At 38.5% G+C, this 19,025-nt stretch carries 17 protein-coding genes and 1 pseudogene; all 18 read left to right on the top strand.

Features of this window, described 5'->3' with window-relative positions; all coding sequences use genetic code 11:
• Positions 1-37 precede the first annotated feature (37 nt).
• Entirely contained in the window at positions 38-1,816 is a 1,779-nt protein-coding gene (locus KQI85_RS14930; RefSeq protein ID WP_216576839.1) for a recombinase family protein, read from the top strand.
• Positions 1,798-3,378 carry a recombinase family protein gene (locus KQI85_RS14925; RefSeq protein WP_216576838.1) on the top strand — a complete coding sequence of 527 codons (1,581 nt, stop codon included), beginning with the start codon at positions 1,798-1,800 and terminating at the stop codon, positions 3,376-3,378. The genes KQI85_RS14930 and KQI85_RS14925 overlap by 19 nt, the downstream gene beginning before the upstream one ends.
• A 159-nt stretch (positions 3,379-3,537) precedes the next feature.
• The gene (locus KQI85_RS14920) at positions 3,538-3,750 is read left to right on the top strand and encodes a helix-turn-helix transcriptional regulator (RefSeq protein WP_114000404.1); all 213 of its coding nucleotides are present in this window, start codon (positions 3,538-3,540) and stop codon (positions 3,748-3,750) included.
• Positions 3,751-3,768: 18 nt separating this feature from the next.
• Positions 3,769-4,665: a GIY-YIG nuclease family protein gene (locus KQI85_RS14915; RefSeq protein ID WP_216576865.1), complete on the top strand. Its 897-nt coding sequence runs from the start codon at positions 3,769-3,771 to the stop codon at positions 4,663-4,665.
• Between the two features lie 61 nt (positions 4,666-4,726).
• On the top strand, positions 4,727-6,517 hold the full coding sequence (locus tag KQI85_RS14910; protein ID WP_216576837.1) for a site-specific DNA-methyltransferase: 1,791 nt from the start codon (positions 4,727-4,729) through the stop codon (positions 6,515-6,517).
• Position 6,518: 1 nt separating this feature from the next.
• Complete coding sequence (locus KQI85_RS14905) at positions 6,519-9,671, top strand: type III restriction-modification system endonuclease (protein WP_216576836.1); 3,153 nt, start codon at positions 6,519-6,521, stop codon at positions 9,669-9,671.
• Between the two features lie 29 nt (positions 9,672-9,700).
• On the top strand, positions 9,701-9,907 hold the full coding sequence (locus KQI85_RS14900) for a YdbC family protein (RefSeq protein WP_216576835.1): 207 nt from the start codon (positions 9,701-9,703) through the stop codon (positions 9,905-9,907).
• A gap of 52 nt (positions 9,908-9,959) precedes the next feature.
• A complete protein-coding gene (locus KQI85_RS14895; protein WP_216576834.1) occupies positions 9,960-10,610 on the top strand; it encodes a hypothetical protein in 651 nt (216 codons plus the stop codon).
• Between the two features lie 54 nt (positions 10,611-10,664).
• Positions 10,665-12,134 (top strand): hypothetical protein, encoded by a 1,470-nt coding sequence (locus tag KQI85_RS14890; RefSeq protein ID WP_216576833.1) that lies wholly within the window; start codon positions 10,665-10,667, stop codon positions 12,132-12,134.
• Between the two features lie 42 nt (positions 12,135-12,176).
• Positions 12,177-13,055, top strand: a complete 879-nt coding sequence (locus KQI85_RS14885; protein ID WP_216576832.1) for a hypothetical protein — start codon at positions 12,177-12,179, stop codon at positions 13,053-13,055.
• Positions 13,056-13,112: 57 nt separating this feature from the next.
• The gene (locus tag KQI85_RS14880) at positions 13,113-13,496 is read left to right on the top strand and encodes a VOC family protein (RefSeq protein WP_216576831.1); all 384 of its coding nucleotides are present in this window, start codon (positions 13,113-13,115) and stop codon (positions 13,494-13,496) included.
• A gap of 8 nt (positions 13,497-13,504) precedes the next feature.
• On the top strand, positions 13,505-13,963 hold the full coding sequence (locus tag KQI85_RS14875; RefSeq protein ID WP_075721709.1) for a YaiI/YqxD family protein: 459 nt from the start codon (positions 13,505-13,507) through the stop codon (positions 13,961-13,963).
• Position 13,964: 1 nt separating this feature from the next.
• Positions 13,965-14,183, top strand: a complete 219-nt coding sequence (locus tag KQI85_RS14870) for an aspartate dehydrogenase (protein ID WP_075721708.1) — start codon at positions 13,965-13,967, stop codon at positions 14,181-14,183.
• Positions 14,184-14,186: 3 nt separating this feature from the next.
• Positions 14,187-14,429 (top strand): annotated as a pseudogene (locus KQI85_RS14865) (macro domain-containing protein); the annotation flags it as partial.
• 54 nt (positions 14,430-14,483) lie between these two features.
• A complete protein-coding gene (locus KQI85_RS14860) occupies positions 14,484-14,858 on the top strand; it encodes a TnpV protein (RefSeq protein ID WP_001129922.1) in 375 nt (124 codons plus the stop codon).
• A gap of 366 nt (positions 14,859-15,224) precedes the next feature.
• On the top strand, positions 15,225-17,144 hold the full coding sequence (tet(O), locus tag KQI85_RS14855) for a tetracycline resistance ribosomal protection protein Tet(O) (protein WP_216576830.1): 1,920 nt from the start codon (positions 15,225-15,227) through the stop codon (positions 17,142-17,144).
• Positions 17,145-17,194: 50 nt separating this feature from the next.
• Positions 17,195-18,415, top strand: a complete 1,221-nt coding sequence (tet(40), locus tag KQI85_RS14850; RefSeq protein WP_024407615.1) for a tetracycline efflux MFS transporter Tet(40) — start codon at positions 17,195-17,197, stop codon at positions 18,413-18,415.
• A gap of 337 nt (positions 18,416-18,752) precedes the next feature.
• On the top strand, positions 18,753-18,881 hold the full coding sequence (locus KQI85_RS16845; protein ID WP_256448233.1) for a hypothetical protein: 129 nt from the start codon (positions 18,753-18,755) through the stop codon (positions 18,879-18,881).
• The last annotated feature ends 144 nt before the right edge of the window (positions 18,882-19,025 follow it).

Raw genomic sequence — 19,025 nt, 5'->3', positions numbered from 1 at the left:
TTCAGAGTGATATATAGTAGCGAAAGGAGTTGATTTTGTGCGAAAAATAAGCAAAATAGAGACGACCTTGCCAGCTGTTGCGGCAAAGAAAAAGGTTGCTGGCTATGCACGAATTTCGATGGAATCCGAGAGAATGCACCATTCCCTTTCTGCTCAGATCAGTTACTACAACGCACTGATTCAAAAAAAGCCGGAATGGGAATTTGCAGGGGTATATGCTGACGATGGCATCAGTGGGACCGGTATTGCCAAGCGGTCGGAGTTCCTGCGTATGATTTCCGACTGTGAAACAGGAAAGATTGATATTATTCTCACCAAATCCATACAGCGTTTTGCAAGAAATACGGTTGACCTTCTGGAAACGGTCAGACACTTAAAAGATATTGGTGTAGAAGTGAGATTTGAAAAGGAAAATATCAATTCTATGAGCGGTGACGGAGAGCTGATGCTTTCCATCTTGGCATCCTTTGCACAGGAAGAAAGCCGCTCCATTTCCGAAAATGTGAAATGGGGTACGAGAAAACGCTTTGAACAAGGCATTCCGAATGGACGCTTCCAAATCTATGGATACCGCTGGGAAGGCGATCATCTTGTAGTCGAGCCGGAGGAAGCAAAAATCGTGAAAATGATTTTTGATGATTTCCTGAACGGATTATCAGCAGAAAGTACCGAAAAGAAATTGGAACAGATGGGTGTTAAATCTTATAAGGGACAGCATTTTGGTAATACATCCATCAGACAGATCCTGAGTAATGTTACTTACACTGGAAACCTGCTTTTTCAGAAGGAATATGTTTCAGACCCTATCACAGGCAAATCAAAAATCAATCGTGGAGAGATGCCGCAATATTGGGTAGAAAACACGCATGAAGCGATTATTCCACTGGAAACTTACAAAACTGTTCAGGCAGAACGCCAACGGCGGAGAGAACTGGGAGTGTTTGCAAATTGGAGCATCAACACATCCTGCTTTACAAGTAAAATCAAGTGTTCTATCTGTGGGAAGAGTTACCGCAGAAGCGGAAAGCGGCAAAGAAAAGATCCAAATGAAGTTTACTACATTTGGATTTGCCGTACCAAGAGTGATAAAGGAGCAAAATTCTGCAGTGCCAAAAGCATACCGGAAAAGAAGCTGAAAGCCGTTTGTGCTGAAGTCTTGGGTCTTAAAGTGTTTGATGAAACAGTCTTTACCGAAAAAATCCAACAAATCATGGTTATTGGTGCCGATACGCTTGAATTTCATTTTAAGGATGGAACGATTCAGCAGAGGAAATGGGTATCTACGGCGAAAACGGACTGGTGGACGGATGAACGCAGAAAGGAATGGGGCGAACGGCACAAAAATAAAGCCAGGAATCCTAATCGAGCTTTTTACAATGAATTTACTGGATTTATTAAATGCGGAAATTGCGGCGAAAACTATCGCAGTCAGGGAACAACATACGCAGATGGAACGAAAGAACGGTATTGGAGATGCTGCAAATCTTGTGGAAATACAGGAGTTAAGCACTCGACCATGCAGAAGCTGGTATGCGATGTACTGGGTATCGAGGAGTTTTCCGAAGATCAGATGGATGCAGTAATGGAGAAAGCCACTGTAAAGGATGGTACGGTAACATTTTGTTTTTTTGACGGGCATACAGAGAACCGTAACTACGAAGAAAAGAAAAAAGGCTTCCCCCACACAGAAGAATACAAGGAATATATGAGGCAGGTAACAAAAAGCCGTTGGACGCCGGAAGCACGACAAGAAATGAGTAAAAAAGTTAAGCAACTTAGGAAGGAGCGTGGAAACCAATGGCGAAAAGAAAAGTAACCACGATTCCTGCCACCATCAATAAATTTACTGCGAAACCTGTAGACAGCAAGAAAAAACGCAGGGTGGCAGGATATGCCCGCGTCAGCACTGACCATGAGGATCAGCAGACCAGCTACGAGGCACAGGTGGATTATTACACGAATTATATTAAAGGAAGAGATGACTGGGAGTTCGCTGGATTATATTCAGATGAAGGCATCAGTGCAACCAATACCAAGCACAGAGATGGCTTCAACCAGATGATTGCTGATGCACTGGCAGGAAAGATTGACCTCATCATTACAAAATCAGTCAGCCGCTTTGCAAGAAATACAGTAGATTCCCTCACGACTATCCGAAAACTTAAAGAACATAACATTGAGTGTTATTTCGAGAAGGAAAATATATGGACCTTCGACAGCAAGGGCGAGCTGCTGCTTACGATTATGAGTTCACTTGCACAGGAAGAAAGCCGTTCCATTTCGGAGAATGTCACATGGGGACACAGGAAGCGTTTTGCAGACGGAAAGGTCAGCTTTGCATATTCGAGAGTTATGGGACTTGATAAAGGTTCGGATGGTCAGATTATAGTTAATAAAGAACAAGCAGAAGTAGTAAAATTGCTGTTTCGTTTATTTCTTAATGGAATGACACCTCATGCCATTGCTGCCGAATTAACCAAAAGGGGTATAAAATCTCCTTCTGGAAAAGACAAATGGAATCAAGGTACAGTCCGCAGAATGTTATCAAACGAAAAATATAAGGGTGATGCATTACTTCAAAAAGAATTTACTGTTGACTTTCTCACAAAAAAGCACAAGAAGAATGAAGGTGAGGTACCTCAATATTATGTTGAAGGCAATCACGAAGCTATCATTAGCCCGCAGGTATTTGATCTTGTACAAGCTGAATTAGAGAGACGAAAACGAACAGAGGGTACACGATACAGCGGTGTAACCATCTTTTCTAATAAAATCAAATGTGGCGATTGCGGTGGCTGGTACGGTTCCAAGGTATGGCACTCCACAGACCAATATCGAAAGGTAATCTATCGCTGCAATCACAAATATAAGAATGAAAAATGCCAAACGCCTCACGTAACCGAGGATGAGGTCAAGGCATTGTTTGTCAAAGCGTATAACGAATTGTTATCCGAGAAAAATGACATTATAGCGAATGCGGAAATTATCTTCCAAACGCTATGCACTACGGATAACCTTCTCGAAGAGAAACAGCGGCTGGAAGATGAGATTTTGATTTTGGTGGAAATGACGCAGAATATTGTTGCTGAAAATGCTCGTGTGGCGCAAGACCAGGAAGAATATCAAAAACGCTATGACGGGCTGGTTCAGCGGTACGAAGCCGCCAAGAAGGAATATGATGAGCTGGCAGAAAGGATTGAGCAGAAAGAGGCACAGGGTGAAAGGATGCGGCAGTTCATCAAAACGCTGCAAAAACAGGAAGGCATCATTACAGAATTTGATGAAACGTTGTGGGGCGGCATGGTAGACTATGTAACCATTGGCAAAGAGGAACGCTCCGTTACCTTTAAGGACGGAACAGAAATCACAGTAGAATAAAGCCAAGACAGAAAAAACACTCAGGATTTATGTCCTGGGTGTTTTTTCTGTATAAATGAAATGTAAACAATAGCTCTAAGCGATTGAAAAAGCTCAATTCTTGTGATATAATAAATTACACTTACAGTGAAATATATTTCAAACAGATGAGGTGGAAGTATGCTGAAAAATAATATAGAGGTCGATGTAAAGGTAAAATGTATAGAAGCTGCGACCACGCAGGCAAAGCTGGCTGAAGAAGTTGGAACCACGCCGTCCTATGTAAATCGCCTGATAAAGAAGAAAGACGGAATTGTAAATAACACATTTTTGCAGATGTTAGAAAAGCTTGGTTATGATGTAGAACTGACCTATGTGAAAAGGGAAATATAAGGCGAGGAGGATACAGTGATGCGAGGCAAAAGTATAAATCTGTTTCTGATGGATGGTGAGGCCGGTGGCAGAATAAAATGTACACTGGCGAATTGGACAGGTATTGCATATAAAATTCCTCGGACAGAGCTTGACCGCTGCAAGGAACGAGAGGATTTAAAACAGAGTGGTGTTTATTTCCTCTTTGGTACTTCAGACACCACTGGAAAAGGTGTTGTTTATATTGGACAGGCTGGAGCAAGGAAAAACGGTGAAGGCATTCTGAATCGCCTGCAGGAGCATAAGAGAAATCCAGAAAAAGATTACTGGACAGAAGCCATCGTATTTACCACATCCAATAATTCATTTGGTCCCACAGAGATAAGCTATCTTGAAAACCGTTTCTGTAATTTGGCGCTGCAAGCGAATCGCTATGAGGTCAAAAATGGAAATGATCCTACGCCGGGTAATATTACAGAAGAAAAAGAATGCGAACTGGAGGAGTTCATTGATTATGCAAAAGTAATCATGGGAACCTTGGGACATAAGCTGTTTGAGCCTATTACCAAGCCAGTTGAAGTAAAAACGGAAGTTGAAGAAAAACAGGCGGATGATATTGGGAAGTTGTATCTGAAAAGAACCATTAAAACAATCGGTACGGTCGAAGCCGTTGGAATGCAGACTGCAGAAGGCTTTGTGGTTTTGGCGGGAAGCCACATCTCTCCATCGGACGATGATACGATTCCGGAAGTTATCAAAGAAAAAAGAAAGAAGACTACTCTTGATGCTGATGGAAAACTGATAGAGAATTTGCTGTTTACCAGTCCTTCCTATGCTGCAATGTTTGTGATTGGTAAGAGTGCGAATGGACTGACAAGCTGGAAGGATGCTGATGGACATACGCTTAAGAGCTTGGAATCTGAAATTGATGAATAAATGTTGCGGATGAAGCAACGTTGAAGTTTATAATCCTAAGACTTATATAGGAGGTGATAGTATGGTTGTTGCGAAAGAAAGCTATACCTATATAAATTACATAACTCTTTTCTTGCAAGAACTTTTGCACCAAAGAATTGGATTTTGCACCAAAGTAATTTACTATGCACCCAAAAGTGGAAGTTCGTTAAATTGTATCGTTTTTAGCTCGGTTATAGATCCACCTTATAATACTGGAAATGATTTTGTTTATGAGGATGATTTTGCAATAAGTATGTCGGAATATTTAGCGAATAGTGGTCAGTATGATGAAGTTGGAAACCAACTAGTGCAAAATACTGAGAGCAATGGACGATTTCATACTGATTGGCTTAATATGTTATATCCTCGTCTTAAAATAGCAAAAAATTTGTTGACCGATGATGGAGCTATATTTATTTCAATTGATGAGAATGAAGTAAATACATTGAAAAACATATGTGATGAGATTTTTGGCAGAAGTAATTTTGTCGCAGAATTAATATGGGCTGCTGGTAGAAAAAATGATTCAAAATATATATCTGTATCACATGAGTATATTTTGTGCTATTTTAGAAATTCTGATTTTATAAAAGAAAATAAAATTATCTGGAGAGAAAGAAAGCAGGGATTAGATGATATTTACACAGAATATGAGAATTTAAAAAAGATATATGGAACAGATTATGAGCAGATGACTAAAGAAATGAAATTATGGTATAAAAATCTTCCAGATGGTCATCCTGCAAAAGATCATTCTCATTATAACAGGGTAGATGGAAAAGGAGTATATTTCCCTGATAATATTTCGTGGCCAGGCGGTGGTGGTCCGAAATATGAAGTGCTTCATCCGGTAACACATAAACCAGTAAAAGTACCATCAAGAGGTTGGCTGACAAATGAAAGAACAATGAAGGAATGGATTGAACAAGGCAGGGTTGAGTTTGGAAAAGATGAAAACGGAGTTCCAACATTAAAATCTTATTTGAAAGATAGGGAATATACGGTTCCATATAGTGTGTTCTATAAAGATGGACGTGCTGCATCAAAGAGACTTGCAACATTGATGGGAGATAAAGTATTTGAAAATCCTAAGGATGAAGAAATCATTGAGAGACTAATAGAGTTTTGTGGTGTCTCTGATGACGATTATATTTTAGATTTCTTTTCTGGTTCAGGTACTACCGCACATGCAACATTTTTAGCAAATATTATGCAACAAAAGAATAGACATTTTATTCTTGTACAGATACCAGAAGAAATATCAGAAAAAAATGCAACATCAGAGAAGAGTAAAAAGGTGGCTAAAAGTGCTATTAATCTCTGTGATAATTTAGGCGTAGCACATACAATTTGTGAAATTGGTAAAGAACGTATTAGACGATCTGCAAGAAAAATATCTGAAGACTATCCAGATGCAGTTTTTGATGGAGGTTTTCGTGTTCTTAAGTGTGACAGCTCTAATATGAAAGATATATATTACAATCCGTCCGAAACTCAGCAATCATTATTTGATACATATGCTGATAATATCAAAGAAGATCGAACACCAGAAGACTTATTATTCCAGGTTATGCTTGATTTAGGTGTATTACTTTCAAGTAAGATTGAAAAAACAACAATAGCAGGAAAACAGGTGTTTAATGTAGCAGATGGTTTCCTGATAGCTTGTTTTGATAATGATGTGACGGAAGAGACTGTGAAGGCTGTTGCAGAGAAAAAGCCTTATTACGCAGTATTCAGAGATAGTTCAATGGCAAATGATAGTGTTGCAACCAACTTTGACCAGATATTTGCATCAATAAGTCCGGATACAGTAAGGAAGGTGCTGTAATATGAAATTTAATTTTAAAATACAACAGTACCAAACAGATGCTGTTGATAGCGTAGTAAACTGTTTTAAGGGGCAACCATATATAGACAATGTATCTTACCGCAGAGATATAGGAAATAAGAGAGAGATGCAGACTTATTCGCAGATGTCATTTGTGAATAATTATGAGCAGGAAACATTGGATTTTACAGATGATTTCGATGAGTCGGGATTTAAGAATGAGAATCTGTTGATTTCGCCGGATATGGTTTTGTCAAATATAAAAGAAGTACAGCAGAATAATAATGTAATGATATCGGATTCTCTTGTTGACAGTATGGGAGCCTGTTCTTTGGATGTTGAGATGGAGACCGGTACAGGTAAGACATATGTTTATATAAAGACAATGTTTGAATTGAATAAGCGTTATGGTTGGTCAAAGTTTATTGTAGTGGTTCCATCTATTGCAATAAGAGAAGGTGTTAAGAAATCTTTTGAAATAACACAGGATCATTTTATGGAACATTATGGGAAAAAAGCCAGATTTTTTGTATATAACAGCAGTAATCTGAATCAGCTTGATTCATTTTCAAGTAATGCCGGAATAAATGTCATGATTATCAATATGCAGGCATTTAATACATCCATGAAAGAGGGCGGCAGAAGCAAAGAAGCCCGTATTATTTATGATAAGCGAGACGAGTTTGGAAGCAGACGCCCAATTGATGTTATAAAAGCAAATAACCCAATCATTATATTGGATGAACCTCAGAAGATGGGTGGAGATGCGACACAGAAAGCACTTAAAAATTTCAATCCATTGTTTACATTGAATTATTCGGCAACACATGCGAAACATCATAATCTTGTATACGCACTTGATGCGGTAGATGCATATAATCAGCATCTTGTAAAGAAAATTGAGGTTAAGGGATTTCAGGTAAAGAACTTCCGTGGTACGGATCATTATTTATATCTGGAGGATATCATTATATCTCCGAAACATGCACCGAGAGCCAGAATCGAGTATGAAAAGGACTACAAGACAAAAGGCATTAACCATGAGTCCCGGATTTTTGACGTGGATGATAATTTGTATGAGATTTCAAATGATATGGAGCAGTATAAGGGGTATCGTGTATCTGAGATTGATCCTATTGCAGGAACTGTTACATTCACAAATGGAGAAGTAATTCACAGAGGTGATGTGGTAGGTGATGTGTCTGAGAAGGATATGCGTCGAGTACAGATCAGGGAAACAATAAAGTCTCATCTGGAGAAGGAAGAGGAACTTTTTAACAGAGGCATCAAAACATTATCATTGTTTTTCATTGATGAAGTGGCAAAGTATCGCCAGTATGATGAAGATGGAGAAGAAATCCTCGGAGAATATGGTCAGATATTTGAGCAGGAATATAACGATATTGTGAACGAATATATTACTGTTTTTGATACACCATACCAGAAGTACTTAAAAGGTATTGATGTAAAAGACACTCATAAGGGATATTTCTCTATAGATAAGAAAGGGCATGCTGTCGATAGCACGGTGAAACGGGGTTCAGACTTTTCAGATGATATATCTGCATATGACCTTATCCTCAAAAACAAAGAAAGACTTCTTAGCTTTGCGGAGCCAACAAGATTTATATTCTCACATTCAGCACTTAGAGAAGGATGGGATAATCCGAATGTATTTCAGATTTGTACGTTGAAGCATAGTGACAGTACAACCGGAAAGCGACAGGAAGTTGGTAGAGGATTAAGGCTTTGTGTTAATCAGGATGGCTTCCGTATGGATGAACAGAGTGTCGGAAAGTCATTGGTACATAAAATTAATAAACTTACTGTCATTGCAAGTGAAAGCTATAAGGATTTTGTGACGGATCTTCAGAAACAGATAAAGACAGATTTGTATGACAGACCTAGAAAGGCAACTGTTGACTATTTTACAGGTAAAACTGTAATGGTCAATGGAAATGCAGAAAAGCTTAATAAACAGCAGGCTACAATGGTTTATCAGTATCTGATTAAAAATGATTATGTGACAATGGATGGTAACGACAATATTACCGAACAATATCATATGGATCTGGAAAACAATCATTTGGCTCCACTTCCTGAGCATTTAGTAGCATATGCTGAAGGTATTCACAAACTGATTCAGAGTGTATTTAATGACAAGATACTTGATGACATGATTGATAATGGTAATGAAACAAAAGTACCGAGCAACGATTTAAATGATAATTTCTACAAGAAAGAATTTCAGACTTTATGGGGATACATCAATCATAAGTATGCTTATACAGTTTCATTTGATAGTAACGAGCTTATAAAGAAAGCGATAGATGCAATAGATGCAGAGTTATATGTTTCAATGCTGCAATATACAACGTCTATCTCAGAACAGAAAGATACATTATCGGCTGATGCAATTAAATCCGGTGACTCATTCAAAGGTGCAAAGTCTGATACAATAGCACTTAAGCATTTTGAAACTAGCCAGATAAAATATGATCTGATCGGCAAGGTGGCAGAGGCAACAGTACTTACACGAAGAACGGTAGCAGCTATCCTCAAAGGAATCCGTAAGGATAAATTTGACATGTATAAAAATAATCCGGAAGAGTTCATTTCTAAGGTTACAAGGCTGATTAAGGAACAGAAGGCAACTATGATAGTTGATCATATTTCTTATGACCAGCTTGAAGGTAAGTATGATAGTGAGATATTTACAGCTGAGAAGCATACAACAATAGATAAAGCCTTCAAAGCAGAGAAACATATACAACCATACGTATTTACTGACGGAAATGCTGATAAGAGTGTAGAACGTAAATTTGCAGAGGATTTGGATGGAGCAGCAGAAGTATGTGTATACGCAAAGCTTCCAAAGGGATTCTCAATTCCAACACCTGTCGGAAATTATAGTCCTGACTGGGCAATAGCGTTTAATGAGGGAACGGTTAAGCATATATTCTTTGTGGCTGAGACGAAGGGTACCATGGAATCTTTGCAACTTAGACCAATTGAAAAAGCTAAAATTATGTGCGCAAGAAGGCTCTTTAATGAGATATCTACAGATAATGTGGTTTACCATGATGTAGATAGTTATCAGAGCTTATTAAATATTATGAATGATCCATCATTAGATAAAAAGGTATGTGAATAACAATTTGATGAATTGAAAAAGGAGATTTTATGGCAGATTTTAAGTATGAAATAGTAGAACATATTGGCACTCTTTCGGAGAGTGCCAAGGGATGGACAAAAGAATTGAACAAGATTTCATGGAATGGTGGAGAACCTAAATATGATATCAGGGACTGGGCACCGGAACATGAGAAAATGGGAAAAGGCGTAACTCTGTCTGAGGATGAAATGGTAAAGTTGAAGGAATTATTATGACTTATAATTTTTGCTTACAAGTAGTTGGAACACGCACAGAGGAGAATTTGAAATGATAGTTGATGAGAATATTGCTGAATTAATTTGCACATTAGAATACAAAATTGGAAATCAAACATATAATCCAAATTCATATAATGGATGGACTGGAGAGGAGGGATGTGGATTTAAATATCCAGTTAGTTATTGCAAGAATAAAATTGATTTAGAGGAACATAAAATTACTAAGACCAAGTCAAAAATAGAATTTATTGATCCAGAATGTATTGAAACAATGAAGTATGCGTTTGGTTCAAACCATTTGTATATTGGCGACGGAATTGTGAAGGTACTTAACTATTTAGAAGAACTTTATGATATTGATTTCAATAAACTTGAGCAACAGAGAATTGCTCATAAATACAATGCGCTTGCATTAATTGAGGAAAAATTAATGCATGGCGAAATTGTTCGGATTAGTAGCGGCAAAAATCGGGTTGGTCTAGATATTCCAGAAGGAATATATAAGGCAATTAATCTAAAGGAGGGATATTCGTCGTATTTATCAATAGATATTTATAATACTGAAGGTGTTTTAGAGGATTACATTAGAACAGATGGTGATGAGATAGAAATCGAATTGAAAAATGGATATTATACAAAATCATTTTATCCATATGGGTTGAAAAACTGCGCACATACTTCTGCAAAAGTAGATAAGTAACAAGAAATTTTTGGTGCCATATAATATGTGGCGGTAAAGTGAAGGTGAACATATATGAAGCAGTACATTGGATATATTGAAAAGGAAAGTCCTTTGCGGTATGAAGTGAAAGAAAACGAAATAAATAAGCCTTTGCCGGTATATGCAACAGACGAAAAAATTAAAAGATGTAAGTGTGGAAGCAAACTGGTATTTCTATATTATGAGGCAAGTACTAATGGGAAAAAAGAAATTCATGGAAAAAAATGCCCTGAATGCGGAAACAATTATTTTTCGTATAGGCAATGTATGGCAAATGAGTCAGCGTTTGAAGTAATTGAATTATATGTTCCTAATTCCAATGAGGAAGAATTACCAGATGGAGAGGTGTTTATTGAGTTAGGTACTTATATATATATTACACCATTACATTATGTACATGAATGTAATGGAAGTTTGGAAAAAAAAAGATGCAGACTTATAGACAATAATGGTTGTGAAATTGTAGTGACTCTTAACCATTGTAAAAATTGTGGAAAATTTTTTGCTTCAGAGAAAAAATATCAAAGATTAGGTTATAGATTTTCAAAATATAATTTTCAACAAGTAGGTGAGGAGAAATCGGTTAATCTATATATTGATACTCATTTAGAATTGGAAAATTCATCTCCTGATAACTATTATATGATTAATAGAGAGGAACCTTTTTGCAGAAGATGTGGTGGAAATTTGGAAATATATCACCAGCGAATTACTACACCAGAAGGGAAAAAACGGAGAATAGCTGTTCGAAAATGTGTAGTATGTGGGACAAAGCATATGTCTTATGGTACGTATTCAGCATGTGGATACGGAAATATCATTAATAGTGATGAATTGAATTATATGAGGACCACATCCGAATTAAGACATGAAATTAAAGTTAAAAAGAAGGAATTGGATAAACTTGAAAAGAAATTTACTGCATTAATGTCAATGGGAAAAGGTTATGTTCCTTTAAATACAGATAATAGCACAGCACAAGAGAAAAAGGACATAGTAATTGATGTCTATTTTAAGCTAAATAATTCATGTATAAGAAAAAAGCATGATATTCAAACTGTTTCAATGGAAGTACATAACACTAGAGGATTCGGAAAGCGAATTGTGAATGTATTTCATTGTAGGCAATGTGATAAATATTGGATTAATTATGAGGCTATTGAAGATCTTCTCAACAAGAGATTTTATCCTGACTTCAAATATCGAATAGTAAAAGAATCATGGGAAGGTTTAAAACCAGTATCCGAGCTTATGATGTATGGATATAATGTGAAAGAGGGAGAGCTGACAGAAAAGCAGAGACAACTTTTACTGAAGGAGCTCATAGATAAGGGACTGATGACAAAAGACCAGATAATTAGGAATATACAGTCTAAAGTTGATTTTAATGGAAAAAAAAGTGGCAATGAAAATGCAAAAAAACGTTGGATTGATGATATTAAGTATGTATCGCAATACACAGTTGGAAATGTACAAGAAATACATGGAAGATTTGAAATATAGATACTGTATCATCGCTGATTTGAGATAAGGAGTTGCAATATAATGAATAATATATCTGAAGATGAAAGTGAAATTCAAGTGTATAGATGTATGCTTTGCGGTACTCAATACAAAGAAATGCCACAAAATAAATTTTGCAAAGTTTGTGGTAGACCATTAAATTCACAACAGACTAAGATTGGCTATAATAAAATAGAAAATGGGATACTTATTAAAATAAGTGATGAAGCTGCATTAAAATCAATGAATGCAGGGCAATTTTGGTTTCAATCACCACGTTATTATCAAGAGTTTAAGGATAATGATGCTGTAGGTGACATAAATGAATGTGCAATTGAAAATATATTAGAGGTTTCTTCAGATGAATTAAAAAAATATATGGGATTAAGCAAAGGAACATTGATACATTGCACAGATGGAAAAGATTATATTTTGGAGAAAGTGTTAAATGGGAAGGTATATGTTTCGTCGCGATATCAAAATTGCTATAGATTATTATGTTTTTATACATTGCATATTAGTGACACAGGTAAAATTGTAAAACCTGATATTAGAATGAGAAATATGGGGACTCACTTTTCAATAGTAAAAAATAGAAAAAGGTTTGTGCAGATCCTAAATAATTATGTAGAGAAAGAAGTGGAAAGTAAGAATTATGATATTTCGGTATGCTCAAATTGGATAAATTATATAAGTGATGCATATACGGGCATATACACTCCGATTTGTAAATTCGATAAATATAGTTATCAAAATGAATATAGATGTGTTCTTTCAAGTAATGAATATGGCAAATTGCCAGAAAAGAAAGAAAAGCGGATACAACTAGATGCAGTAGCTGATGAAAATATTATGACACCACCAATTCCACTAGAATGGCTATGGAAAGTTTCGACATTAGACGAATTATCTAAAATATAAAAGCGATATCGTATAAAAGCCTGATACGGATTAAAAGGAACTAGAGGAAAAGAAATCATGAAGCTAAAAAATGTCTTGGTAGTTGTTGATGATATGGAAGAATCTGTTCGTTTTTATCAGGAAATGTTTGGTTTAAAGGTAATAATGAAACAGGAAGGTAATACGATATTGTCTGAGGGATTGGTATTACAGGATGTAAAAGTATGGGTGGATGATATTGGACTTTTTACAACACTATATAGTAATACATCTGAATTATATTTTGAGGAAAATGATGTTGAAGGACTGGTAGATAAACTTACTTCAAGTGATATTTTGGTGAGATTCCAAAATGAATTAACGGAGTTGGGCGGAGGTCAAAAGATGGTGAGATTTTATGATCCATCAGGGAATCTTATAGAAGTACGAACACCAGTTAATCACAATATGATGTGGATTTGAGGAGAAATATGCAGATATTTGTAGATGCAGATGCATGTCCGGTAGTAGATATTGTAGAAGAAATAGCAGAGAAATATAATATTCCAACCACCTTGCTGTGTGATACGAATCATATTTTGTATTCTGATTACAGCGAGGTGATTGTGGTAGGTGCAGGAGCAGATGCGGTAGATTATAAGCTGATCAGCATTTGCCATAAAGGGGATATTGTAGTATCGCAGGATTATGGTGTAGCTGCTATGGCACTTGGAAAAGGTGCATATGCTATTCACCAATCCGGCAAGTGGTACACGAATGAGAATATTGACCAGATGCTTATGGAGCGGCATCTTAACAAAAAGGCAAGACGCAGCTCTCACAAGAATCACATAAAGGGAGCAAGGAAGCGTACAGAAGATGATGATGTACGCTTTGCGCAGTCATTTGAAAAACTTATATTGATGGCAAAGTCAAAAGAAGGTGCTTAGAGTGGGACTTTTTAAGAAAAAGACAGTTACAAAGTTATATGATAAAGAAAATAAGAAACCGGTAATCAAGGCGAGCATATGTAATGGCGAGCAGGTTGCTGGATTTAAGGATATTCATACTGGTAAGATAGAAGAGGTTATGCTGATCAAGAATCAGGCAGACCTTGATGCATTCAAGAAAATGTATGGAATAGATGATGACATAGAGAAGGAATATTAAACAATGTATTTGATTAAGACGATAAAAGGTGATATTACAAAGGCAACAGATGTGCAGGCAATCGTAAATGCAGCAAACAATTCCCTTCTTGGCGGAGGTGGTGTAGATGGTGCAATTCATAGAGCAGCAGGACCGGAGCTTCTGGCGGAGTGCAGGACACTTCACGGATGTGAGACTGGAGAAGCAAAGATAACAAAAGCCTATAATCTGCCATGTGATTATGTGATACATACTGTAGGACCGATGTAGGACGGATTTTGCGGACATTCAAAATAAAAAAGAATGTGGAGGTAACAGACAATGGCAAAATCATTATTTGAGGAACTGGGCGGCAAATACGAAAGGCAAGGGGATTATTTGATACCGTGCTTAACTGTACCCGCCGAAGAAGAACAGGCAATAGGCATCTGGGGGCAACGGCATTTAGATTATCTAAAACAGTACCGTAAAGTTACATACACCAATCTTCTTACAAGCGGCAGGCTAAACGCCTACCTTGCCGACATCAACAGACAGGCACAGGAACGCTTTGAAAGGCTCATAGAGGGTATGAAACAGGCACAGGGCATAACGGAACAGCTAAAGGCAGAAAACGCCTTAGAATGGACAGGATGCCTCAATAACATAAGGGCTTGTGCGAGGGAGATTGTGGAAAAGGAAATTATTTTTGCATAAACAGATGATTAGTGGCAGGGGGAAATCCTGCCGCTTTTTCTGCTTTAGTTTGTCAGCTTGACAAATAAAGGGTTAAGGAATATAATTAGATTCAGTATTATACAAGGAGTTAATAAATATGCGGCAAGGTATTCTTAAATAAACTGTCAATTTGATAGTGGGAACAAAAAGTAGCAGTCCCGTTTCACTTTTAATATGGGGCTTAGTTTTTTGTACCCAGTTTAAGAATACTTTTATCATGTAATTTTATATGCCCGAAAACATATAAGTGTTTTGGGGCTATTGGAGTTATTTACCCAGTGATAGGAGTATTTATCACTGGGTATTTTTATGCCCTTTTTTGGGTGTTGATAGGAGGAAAATCACATGAAAATAATTAACTTAGGCATTCTGGCTCACGTTGACGCAGGAAAGACAACATTAACGGAAAGTTTATTATATACCAGTGGTGCAATTGCAGAACTAGGGAGCGTAGATGAAGGCACAACAAGGACAGATACAATGAATTTGGAGCGTCAAAGGGGAATCACTATCCAGACAGCAGTGACATCTTTTCAGTGGGAGGATGTAAAAGTCAACATTATAGATACGCCAGGCCATATGGATTTTTTGGCGGAAGTATACCGTTCTTTATCCGTTTTAGACGGAGCAGTATTATTAGTTTCTGCAAAGGATGGCATACAGGCACAGACCCGTATACTGTTTCATGCACTACAGACAATGAAGATTCCGACAATCTTTTTCATCAATAAAATTGACCAAGAGGGGATTGATTTGCCAATGGTATATCGGGAAATGAAAGCAAAGCTTTCTTCGGAAATTATAGTGAAGCAAAAGGTTGGGCAGCATCCCCATATAAATGTAACGGACAATGACGATATGGAACAGTGGGATGCGGTAATTATGGGAAACGATGAACTATTAGAGAAATATATGTCAGGGAAACCGTTTAAAATGTCAGAACTGGAACAGGAAGAAAACAGGAGATTCCAAAACGGAACGTTATTTCCCGTTTATCACGGAAGCGCTAAAAACAATCTGGGGATTCGGCAGCTTATAGAAGTGATTGCCAGTAAATTTTATTCATCAACGCCTGAAGGTCAATCTGAACTATGCGGGCAGGTTTTTAAGATTGAATATTCAGAGAAAAGGCAGCGTTTTGTTTATGTGCGTATATATAGCGGAACATTGCATTTGAGGGATGTTATTAGAATATCTGAAAAAGAGAAAATAAAAATCACAGAGATGTGTATTCCGTCAAATGGTGAAATCGTCCCGGCTGACCATGCCTGTCCGGGAGAAATTGTTATTTTAGCTGATGATACTTTGAAACTGAACGATATCCTGGGAAATGAAAAACTCCTGCCTCACAAAACACGGATTGATAATCCCATGCCATTACTTCGGACAACGGTAGAGCCGCAAAAGCCGGAGCAAAGGGAAGCCCTGTTAAATGCCCTCGCAGAGATTGCTGATACAGACCCTCTTTTGCATTTTGACATTGATACTGTTACCCATGAGATTATGTTATCTTTTTTGGGGAATGTGCAGATGGAAGTCATTTGTGCCATCCTTGAGGAAAAATATCATGTGGAGGCAGAAATAAAAGAGCCTACTGTTATATATATGGAAAGACCGCTTAGAAAAGCAGAATATACCATCCACATAGAAGTCCCGCCAAATCCTTTCTGGGCTTCTGTCGGGTTGTCCATAGAGCCGCTCCCTATTGGAAGCGGAGTGCAGTATGAAAGCAGAGTTTCACTTGGATATTTAAATCAATCGTTCCAAAATGCGGTTATGGAGGGGGTTCTTTATGGCTGCGAGCAGGGGCTGTATGGATGGAAAGTGACAGACTGTAAAATCTGTTTTGAATATGGATTGTATTATAGTCCTGTAAGTACCCCCGCAGACTTTCGGCTGCTTTCCCCTATCGTATTGGAGCAGGCTTTAAAAAAAGCAGGGACAGAACTATTAGAGCCATATCTCCACTTTGAAATTTATGCACCGCAGGAATATCTCTCACGGGCGTATCATGATGCTCCAAGGTATTGTGCAGATATTGTAAGTACTCAGATAAAGAATGACGAGGTCATTCTGAAAGGAGAAATCCCTGCTAGATGTATTCAAGAATACAGGAACGATTTAACTTATTTCACAAATGGGCAGGGAGTCTGCTTGACAGAGTTAAAAGGATACCAGCCAGCTATTGGTAAATTTATTTGCCAACCCCGCCGCCCGAATAGCCGTATAGATAAGGTTCGGCATATGTTCCACAAGTTAGCTTAACAGCTTGCAAAAGTCATATAAAATGAGATTTGAAAGGAGAATGTAACTTCATGTTTGCTAAAAATTCAAAGGCATATTCTGTCTACCTGCTGTTCCGATTTGTCTGTTCCCTGGCGGTTTCTATGTCCACAGTGCTTTCCATCGTGTACCACCTGGAGGTGGTGCAGCTGGATGCTTTCCAGCTTGTCCTGGTAGGGACGGTTCTGGAGACCTCCTGCTTTCTGTTCGAGATACCCACCGGTGTGGTGGCGGATTTGTATAGCCGTCGGCGCTCGGTGCTGATTGGAATGTTCCTCTACGGCCTGGGCTTTCTGATGGAGGGTGCGCTACCGTGGTTCGCGCCGGTTCTGCTGGCCCAGGTTGTCTGGGGTTGCGGTGATACCTTCATCACCGGCGCTCTGGAGGCGTGGATTGCCTCGGAGGAAGAGGACAAACCCATAGACAAGGTGTTCCTGCGGGGCAGTCAAATGGGGCAAATCGGCGGCGTTCTGGGCGTGGTGCTGGGCACACTGCTGGGAAACATAAACCTGCAAATGCCTGTCATCTTGGGGGGCAGTTTGTGCTTGTTGTTGGGGCTGGTGATGGTTCGCATCATGCCAGAAACCAACTTCTCCCCTGCTATTGAGGAACGGCAGGGCTTGCTTAAAGACTTTGTCTGCCTGTTCAAGCTCAACCTGGGCTTTGTGAAAGGCGCACCTGTGTTGCTGGCGCTCTTAGCAATCACACTATGCGGGGGACTTGCCAGTGAAGGCTTTGACCGGCTCTCCACCGCTCATTTTCTGGATGACACGGTAATACCCGTTATCGGGCCGCTGAACAGCGTCACTTGGTTCGGTGTTATCAGTCTTATCGGCAACGGCTTAGGTATTCTGGCTTCTCAGTTGCTCATCGCCCGCATGGAGAAAAAAGGGACTGTCAGCCGAACCAGTGTGGTCATGTCCACCAGCGCCGGGTATATCCTGTGCCTGGTTCTCTTCGCGGTGGGGCGGAGCTTTTGGTTCATGTTGTTGGTGTTCCTGCTGGCGGGGCTTATGCGCACCATCAAGGAGCCTGTGCTGGCCGCCTGGATGAACGACCATGTGGATGAGAAAATGCGCGCCACAGTCTTTTCCACCAGCGGACAGCTGGACTCTTTCGGGCAGATCATCGGCGGGCCTATTGTGGGGCTGGTAGCCCAGCAGGTGTCCATACCCTGGGGGCTGGTCTGTACCGCTTTCCTGCTGTTGCCCGCGCTGTTCTTAGTGCCGGTGGCGGGAAAGAAGCGGGATTGATATGGCATAGTTAAGTTTACTGACGAGCGGGAGATTACTTCCGCTCGTCTTCATTTAGTAGCGCAAAATTTGAGGACTCTTTATTTCCTTATTCGGTATAGCGGAGGCGGCTGTCAATTCGACATAATTTTCTTGTGATACTTTACCGTACATGAGCATTTGTTTCGTATTTGAAAGAACAAACTCACCAAATAAAAAAAACGATATTCGGGTGGGTTATTTTGTTATACCCTAAATTACCCTCTGAGAAGGAACGGTCAGCGGGACTTATAAACTGACAAGGCAAGAGTAAAATATGGTGTTCAGTAAAAAACAGAAACTATTGACGGAGGTCTATATGAAAACTAAAAAAGTATTACCGTTAATCTCGCTCCTGTTTGTCGCTATAATGCTTTTGTCTGTTGGAATGATAGCAAAAGAGTATCGGGAACGCCAACAAGATATAAAAGGGTTTGAAAAATTATAGGATATTATAACCGAAGTTGAACAAATATAAAATGTCAAGACTTAATGTACAAAAAATATTATATAAAAATGTACAATTAGTCTGTTTGTTTTAAGTGGTCTTTTAATCTGTATGATTTTCCTGATATTGGTATTACATGTGCAT

It is taken from the genome of Falcatimonas sp. MSJ-15 (genome assembly GCF_018918265.1).
In the GTDB taxonomy this organism is placed as follows: domain Bacteria; phylum Bacillota; class Clostridia; order Lachnospirales; family Lachnospiraceae; genus Falcatimonas.
This window is presented reverse-complemented; position numbering and strand designations above follow the sequence as displayed.